The sequence below is a fragment of the Thioalkalivibrio thiocyanoxidans ARh2 genome (assembly GCF_000385215.1).
Classification (GTDB): domain Bacteria; phylum Pseudomonadota; class Gammaproteobacteria; order Ectothiorhodospirales; family Ectothiorhodospiraceae; genus Thioalkalivibrio; species Thioalkalivibrio thiocyanoxidans.
This window is the reverse complement of the sequence record NZ_ARQK01000004.1, coordinates 1-1960: the sequence shown is the minus strand read 5'-3', so window position 1 is coordinate 1960 and position 1960 is coordinate 1. Positions and strand designations below refer to the sequence as shown.

General features: G+C 66.9%; 1 protein-coding gene. It reads right to left on the bottom strand.

What is annotated here, in order from left to right:
* Positions 1–142: 142 nt before the first annotated feature.
* On the bottom strand, positions 143–1858 hold the full coding sequence (locus G372_RS0100040; protein ID WP_019624431.1) for a bifunctional sulfate adenylyltransferase/adenylylsulfate kinase: 1716 nt from the start codon (positions 1856–1858) through the stop codon (positions 143–145).
* Positions 1859–1960: the final 102 nt, after the last annotated feature.

The window sequence follows — 1960 nt, the reverse complement described above, 5'->3', positions numbered from 1 at the left end:
GTTGGATGGGTCCGATCGGCCAGGGGCTGGCCTCCTACAGTGGGGGGTGTTGCGGGCGGCGTTGGGGTGTTGCTTGCCCGGGGGTTCGGGCGCCTGGTGAGGGCGATCGCCCAGGGGGCTGGGCTCCTACGGGGGCGGGGGGTCATGGGTTGCGGATGAAGCCCATGGCTTCGAGTTTGAGCAGGATGCGGTGGGCGGCTTCGTCCGGGGTCATCTCGCGGGTGTCGAGGCGCAGCTCGGGGTTTTGCGGCTCCTGGTAGGGGTCGTCGATGCCGGTGAATTCCTTGATGATGCCGGCGCGGGCCTTGGCGTAGAGGCCCTTGCGGTCGCGGGCCTCGCAGGTTTCCAGCGGCGTAGCGACGTGGACCTCGATAAAGCCCCCTACCCGCTCGATGCGTTCGCGCACGCGGCGGCGCATGTCGGTGTACGGCGCGATGGGGGCGCAGATGGCGCAGCCGCCGTTCTTGGTAATCTCGCTGGCCACATAGCCGATGCGCTGGACGTTGATGTCGCGGTGCTCCCTGGAGAAGCCGAGCTCGCTGGAGAGCTCCTTGCGCACGATATCGCCATCCAGCAGCGTGACGGCGCGCCCACCCAGCTCCATCAGCTTGACCCGCAGGGCGTTGGCCATGGTGGACTTGCCTGAACCGGACAGGCCGGTGAAGAAAACGGTGAAGCCCTGGCGGTCGCGCGGCGGGAAGCTGCGGCGAAGCTCCTGCACTACCTCCGGGTAGGAGAACCATTCCGGGATCTCCAGACCTTCGCGCAGGCGGCGGCGAAATTCCGAACTGGGGAGGCTGAGGGTGTGTTCGCCCTCGCGCACCTCGTCGGCCGGTACGAAATCTGCCCGATCCTGCACGTAGGTCATGGCCTGGAACGGGACCATTTCGATGCCGATCTCTTCGGCATGGCGCTGGATCAGTTCCTGTGCCTCATAGGGGCCGTAGAAGGCCTGCTCGTCCGGGCCTGCATCGGGGCTGGCATGGTCGCGGCCGACGATCATGTGCGTGCAGCCGTAGTTGCGACGGATGATCGCGTGCCACAGGGCCTCGCGCGGGCCGGCCATGCGCATCGCCAGCGGCAAAAGGCTCAGCTGGGTGGTCTGCTCCGGGGCCTGACGCAGCACATGCTCGTAGCAGCGCACGCGGGCGTAATGGTCCACATCGCCCGGGGCAGTCACGCCCACGACCGGGTGGATCAGCAGGTTGGCCTCCGTCTGGCGCACGGCGCGGCGGGTGAGCTCCACCTGGGCGCGGTGCATCGGGTTGCGCGTCTGGAAGGCGACCACGCGGTTCCAGCCAAGCTTCTGGAAGTATTCGCGTAGCTCTCTCGGGCTGTAGCGGTAGTTACGAAAGTCGTGGTGGACCGGGGCCTCGAGGCCATGCAGCGTGCCGCCCAGATAGACTGGGCCTGTGCGATGCAGCAGCTCGTTGACGCCCGGGTGGGCGGTATCGGTGGTGCCGAACACCTGTTCCGCCTCGCGAGTGCGATCGGGCGTCCAGCGATGCTCCACGTCCATCACCGCGATGAGCATGCCCTCGGCATCGCGCAGGGCGATGCGGCTGCCCTCCTCCACCTGCGCGGCGAAGGCTTCGGTCACGTCCAGCGTGATCGGCATAGGCCACAGCGTGCCATCGGCCAGGCGCATGTTCTCGAGCACGCCGTCATAGTCCGCCGGGCCCATGAAGCCCGTCAGCGGGGAGAAGCCGCCATTCAGCAGCAGCTCCGCATCGCACTGCTGGCGCAGGGTCAGATCCCAGGAGGGCATATCCCGCGCCGCTTCATTCAATTCGCGCGCAGTCGCCTCGTCCACATACCGCTCGCAGAGCGTGCCGCCATACGGCGTAATCAATTCCATTCCATCATCCGTTGTCGTTTCGCCTTCTGTAGGAGGCCAGCCCTCTGGCCGATTGGGGTATCACCAGCACCCCATCGCGCAGGGGGCTGCGCTCCTACAGGG